Origin of the sequence: Mesorhizobium sp. M2A.F.Ca.ET.037.01.1.1 (assembly GCF_003998075.1) — a bacterium.
Taxonomy (GTDB): domain Bacteria; phylum Pseudomonadota; class Alphaproteobacteria; order Rhizobiales; family Rhizobiaceae; genus Mesorhizobium.
The window spans coordinates 1-4,812 of sequence record NZ_RZSA01000496.1 but is presented as its reverse complement, the minus strand read 5'-3'; the positions used below and the strand labels follow the sequence as shown (position 1 = coordinate 4,812).

Genomic DNA, 4,812 nt, shown 5'->3' with positions numbered 1-4,812 from the left:
CTCTTGCAGCTCCACCCGGTTGCTGGCAGGCCTGCCGTGGCCCGGGATGATGATCGTGTTGTCGGTCGTCGCAGCCAGATTGGCGTCCGACGCCGCGATCATGCCGTCGATGCTGCCGCCGGTGGAATAGTCAATGAAGGGGTAGAGGCCGTTCCAGTAGGTATCGCCTACGTGGATGATGTCGGCTTCGGCGAAGGTGACAGATATGTCGCTGTCGGTGTGCGCAGAGCCATAATATTTCATGATTACAGAGGCGCCGTTGAGCTTCATGGCATGTTCGTTCGCGAACACGTCGGATGGGAGCCCGTCTGACGGCAGCGGCAAGAAGTTGTAATCGTAGTCTTCGACGCGCTGGACCTGCGAGAGGTATTTGCGCGTGTTTTCCTGGGCCGCGATCTTTGCCCCAAGCGCGCCAAGCCATGCGTTGCCGTCGGCATGGTCGAAATGCCAATGCGTGTTGATCACATGCGTTACCGGCTCGGTCGAGAGCTTGTCTAAAGCTTCGGCCACATGCGTCCGCGACACTCCGATGCCGGCGTCCACCATAAGTTTGCCGTCCGGTCCTGTGAGGACGGCGATGTTCCCGCCCGAACCCTCCAGCACGCTAATGCTACCGCGCAACTGGTGCGCGACGATTGGCGATACCGCCGCGCTGTCCTTGACAAGGCTGACTAGGCCGCCAGCCTCCGCATATGCTTTCCTGGGACTGAGCCATCCGCCGGTGACTGCTGAAGCAGAGGCGGCTGCGCAACAGAGGCAGAAACTTCTGCGTGAAATCAGATTCTTTCGAGACATCATCTCCATCTCCACTCCTCTTGGTTTCATGGACTAGGCTTCGAATCGCGTCTCACTCCGGCGCTACCCTGACTGTGCAGTCGAACAACGTGTCTGGGCGGCACCATTTCAGTTGGATTGATTTGGTCAGGACGTTCTTACGCTGGTGAGGCTCGCGTTGGTCGTTACGTGGGGTTAATTTTGGTAAAGCGGTCGGGAGCCTCGGCAAGTGCCCCTAATCCGGCAAGCCGGAATCTTTACGAGAAAAGCGCCTGGGACCTCGCCGCGCATGTTGCTGCCACACAGGCGCGCCCTGTCGCCGTCCGGTCAGTAGCCGGGTAAAATCTTGTCAAGCGGATTAAGCGCCTGCCTTCTGTTGCAGACGGGCGTTGCCAAAGTTGATTCAAGAAGCCGATCCTGCCACTCGGCGACCGCATTTGTCTTCTCCGATTGGCAGCTTTGCGCCGCATATCGGCGGTCGAAGGTGGTCATTTCCCGAAAGAGGATCTTGACCTTCCTTAGCTTCGACAAACTGGTCAACGAGCGTAGTGCCTTCATTGCCAGCGCGGAAGGTCGCCATCCTGATGGACTGCGGGAGTTATCAAAGGCCGTTTGTCAGGTTGGTCGGGTGACCAGGGGGCCGTCGGGCTGCATTAGTCAACTCCAGGAAGAGGCGCGGCCGGATTGACGAGACCGGTCCTGCGTATCTCCAGCCAGAAATCTTCTGGGATCACTTCGTCCAAGGCGGCACGATCTTCGGCGATCCGCCCCGGTTTGCTTGCGCCCGGGATGACCGCCACGACTGCAGGATTGGCTAGGGCGAACTGCAGGCCCGCAGCTTTCATGCTCACGCCGTGACGACTGGCGATCGCCTTGATCCTCGCAACCTTGTCCAGGATCGCTGGCGTTGCGGGGGCATATTCAAAGTTCGGACCACCGACGAGTGCACCGGAACTATAGGGGCCACCGACCACGATGCCGAGACCGCGCTCGGAAACTTGCGGCATAACGCGCTGAAGTGCACGGTCGTGATCAAGCAAGGTGTAACGCCCGGCCAGGAGAAATCCATCAGGACGAGGCTGCTCCAATGCAAGCAGCAACTCGATGGGTTCGACCCGGTTCACGCCAAGACCCCAAGCCTTGATCACTCCTTGGTCACGCAGCCGGTCGAGCGCCCTGAACGCGCCTCTCCGCGCGCTCTCGAAGACGCTCAACCACTCGTCGTCGTAGAAATCCTGGGCGACATCATGGACGAAGGCGATTTCGATGTGATCGGTCTTCAGCCGCTTCAGGCTGTCCTCGATCGAACGCAGGGTGCCGTCCTCCGAATAATCGTTGATGATCTTGTTCGGCAGGCCATATTTGAAGACGTCGCCCTTCTCCCCGAGGTCACGATCGCTCACATTCTCGATCTCATCGAGAATGACGCGGCCCACCTTGGTGCTGATCACATATTGCTCGCGCGGCTTGCCCGCTAAAGCCGCACCCATGCGGATTTCGGCGAGACCGGCACCGTAGAATGGGGCATTGTCGAAATAGCGGATGCCGTCATTCCACGCAGCTTCCACGGTAGCGATCGCTTCTCGATCCGGAATATCGCGGAACATGTTTCCAAGCGGCGCCGCGCCGAAACCCAGCTTGCTTGGCAGAAGATCCTTCAAGGTCATCGTCGGATACCTTCAAATTGCTTCCAGCTAACTCCGCTGCTTGCCAGGGTGTGGACGGTCTGCCGGAGAGCTTGGCGGGGTCGTTGTTCCGGGACAGGATCAGAGCAATATACCTTTACGGACTGGCATTGGGCTTCGTAAGCTTTTTCAAACATTCTACCCTCGAAGAGATGGCGAGCTTTGCTCTCTGTTCGCCATAGGAAAGTAGAAGCGAAGGCCGACGCTATCTGGCGGCGGCCCGCGATCTTCAAAGCTAGAGAGCTGCCGCCGCCTTCGCAATGAATTCCGCTACTGCGTCTGGCTGGGAAAGCATCGGCACATGGGAGCTTTCGAGGACCAGCGTTTGGGCATCCATCCGCGCTGCAGAATCGCGTTCGACGTCGGGAGGGATGGTCCTGTCGTTAGCGGCGACGATGTACCATGAAGGCTTGGAACGCCAAGCCGCATGGCTGATCTTGTCGGTAAAGCAGCGCACGGCGAGCGGCCCCTGGGTGGCGTAGACGATGTCTGCCTCGGAGGAAGGAATATCCTGTACGAAGTGCTTTCTGGTACCTTCTGCGGTCAACGCGACGTAACCTTCTCCGTAGGGGGCGATCGCTTCGCCTGCCACCGGCTCGTATTTCTTCCACCACTCGTCAAACGACTGGTTCGTGTCTGGAGCGCCTGCCGCGATATAGACAAGCGCCTTCACCTGCTCGTGGTTGCCAGCTTCCGTGATGACAGCGCCGCCCCACGAATGGCCCACGAGAAGGATCGGCCCTTCCTGCATTCCGATGACGCGATGCGTCGCCGTCACGTCGTCGGCCAGGGAACTCAGTGGGTTTTGAACAGCTACCGCCTTGAGACCTCGTTTCGTGAGGAGAGGAATGACTTTTGCCCAACAGGAACCATCTGCGAACGCCCCGTGGACGAGCACTATAGTTTTGATTGACATGTTAACTTCTCCTTTGTTCATCAATCGACTCAATCTACTGAGGTTGGGACCGTTCCAGCAGCTCAGTTGCCGCGCAGTGTTTCGAACAGGAACCAGACGCGCTTCTCGGTCTCGTCGATCCAGTTTTCCAGAAGGCTGGCCGTGGCCACGTCGCCATATTCGTCGCAGACATCGTGCGTCGAGCGCATGCTCGCGACGAGGGACAGGTTGTCCTCGCGAAGTTCGGCGAGCATCTCGTGCGGGCGGATGAAATCCGTGTCGTTGTCCAGGAGCCGCTGCCTGCGAGAAATGTCTCCGATCGACTTGATGGTGCCGGCGCCGAGAGCGCGACCGCGCTCTGCCAGCGGATCGATCATGGCGAAGATTTCGGCGCTCTGATCGTCGAGCAGAAGGTGGTAGTCGCGGAAATGGGGACCCGACATATGCCAATGAAAATTCTTGGTCTTGACGTAGAGCGCAAAGATGTCAGCGAGCAGCACTGTCGCGGCGGCGCCGACGTCCCTTGCCGCATTGGCGCCCAAGCCGGTCGGGGTCTTCAGGTCGTAAGCCACGCGTGAATTATCAGTAGCGTCCATGAGACAGTCTCCTGGTGTTGCACGGGGGAACTCGTCCGCTTTCGGGCTGTTTCCTCGAGATTACCGGCGCCGGAAGCGCTCGCGCACAACATATTCTGTTGCCGTTTGAAGTTGTGGTTAAACGAAGTGAATTTGAACCATCGCGGCGCAAGGCGGCAGACAGGGCGTGCCCTGTCGGATGTATCCCGCACGGTTTGTGGCGATCGACCTTCTGAGGCAAGGCGCGACCGCCACGAGGCGGTCCATAGGTGTTGGACCATCCGTTCTGTCAACGCCGCCGTGGAAAGAAATGGGATTGGTTCCAGCTTGAGTCCAGCCCCGACCGGCGGCAGCCATTTAACCTTTTTTTACGGGTGGAAAATCGCGGTCGCGCATAGATTCACCAATGCAAAGCAAGGTCGGATTGGCGAGAGCGTCAACGATCAAGATCTCCATCAATAAAGGAATTTGGCGATGAAAATGTACGAAAGCATTATTGGGTTGAGCATCCTGCTGAGCGCTGTTGGAGCAACAAGCCTGTCAGCTTCGGCCGCCGAGCTGAAAGCCAAAACTGCGGTCCTGGTCCATGGCGCGTTTGCCGACGGATCGAGTTGGGCCAAGGTCATTCCGTATCTGGAAAAGGCTGGTCTCAAGGTCATTGCGGTCCAGAATCCGCTCGACTCTCTGGACAATGACGTCGCCGCCACGAAACGGGCGATTCAAAATGCGGAAGGTCCGGTCGTCCTGGTCGCGCATTCCTGGGGCGGCGCCGTCATCACGGAGGCGGGGAATGACGAAAAGGTCAAATCGCTCGTCTATGTTGCCGCTTATGCTCCGGACACAGGCCAATCGGTGGAGACCGCTACTTCGAAATATCCGCCAC

At 58.5% G+C, this 4,812-nt stretch carries 6 protein-coding genes; 1 reads left to right on the top strand and 5 read right to left on the bottom strand.

The features are described 5' to 3' along the window. The 5 genes from EOA27_RS22385 to EOA27_RS22370 form a co-directional block, all read right to left on the bottom strand. The coding region (locus EOA27_RS22385) for an MBL fold metallo-hydrolase (protein WP_145970470.1) at positions 1-795 on the bottom strand (795 nt) is incomplete at its 3' end. Between the two features lie 306 nt (positions 796-1,101). Next, entirely contained in the window at positions 1,102-1,332 is a 231-nt protein-coding gene (locus tag EOA27_RS40855) for a hypothetical protein (protein WP_210214164.1), read from the bottom strand. Between the two features lie 95 nt (positions 1,333-1,427). Continuing rightward, a complete protein-coding gene (locus EOA27_RS22380) occupies positions 1,428-2,441 on the bottom strand; it encodes an aldo/keto reductase (RefSeq protein WP_127257207.1) in 1,014 nt (337 codons plus the stop codon). A 253-nt stretch (positions 2,442-2,694) separates the two neighbouring features. After that, positions 2,695-3,375, bottom strand: a complete 681-nt coding sequence (locus EOA27_RS22375; RefSeq protein WP_127257205.1) for an alpha/beta hydrolase — start codon at positions 3,373-3,375, stop codon at positions 2,695-2,697. A gap of 62 nt (positions 3,376-3,437) precedes the next feature. Continuing rightward, the gene (locus tag EOA27_RS22370; protein WP_127257202.1) at positions 3,438-3,950 is read right to left on the bottom strand and encodes a DNA starvation/stationary phase protection protein; all 513 of its coding nucleotides are present in this window, start codon (positions 3,948-3,950) and stop codon (positions 3,438-3,440) included. A gap of 453 nt (positions 3,951-4,403) precedes the next feature. Here EOA27_RS22370 and EOA27_RS22365 point away from each other — a divergent pair. Next, the coding region (locus EOA27_RS22365; RefSeq protein WP_245491138.1) for an alpha/beta fold hydrolase at positions 4,404-4,812 on the top strand (409 nt) is incomplete at its 3' end.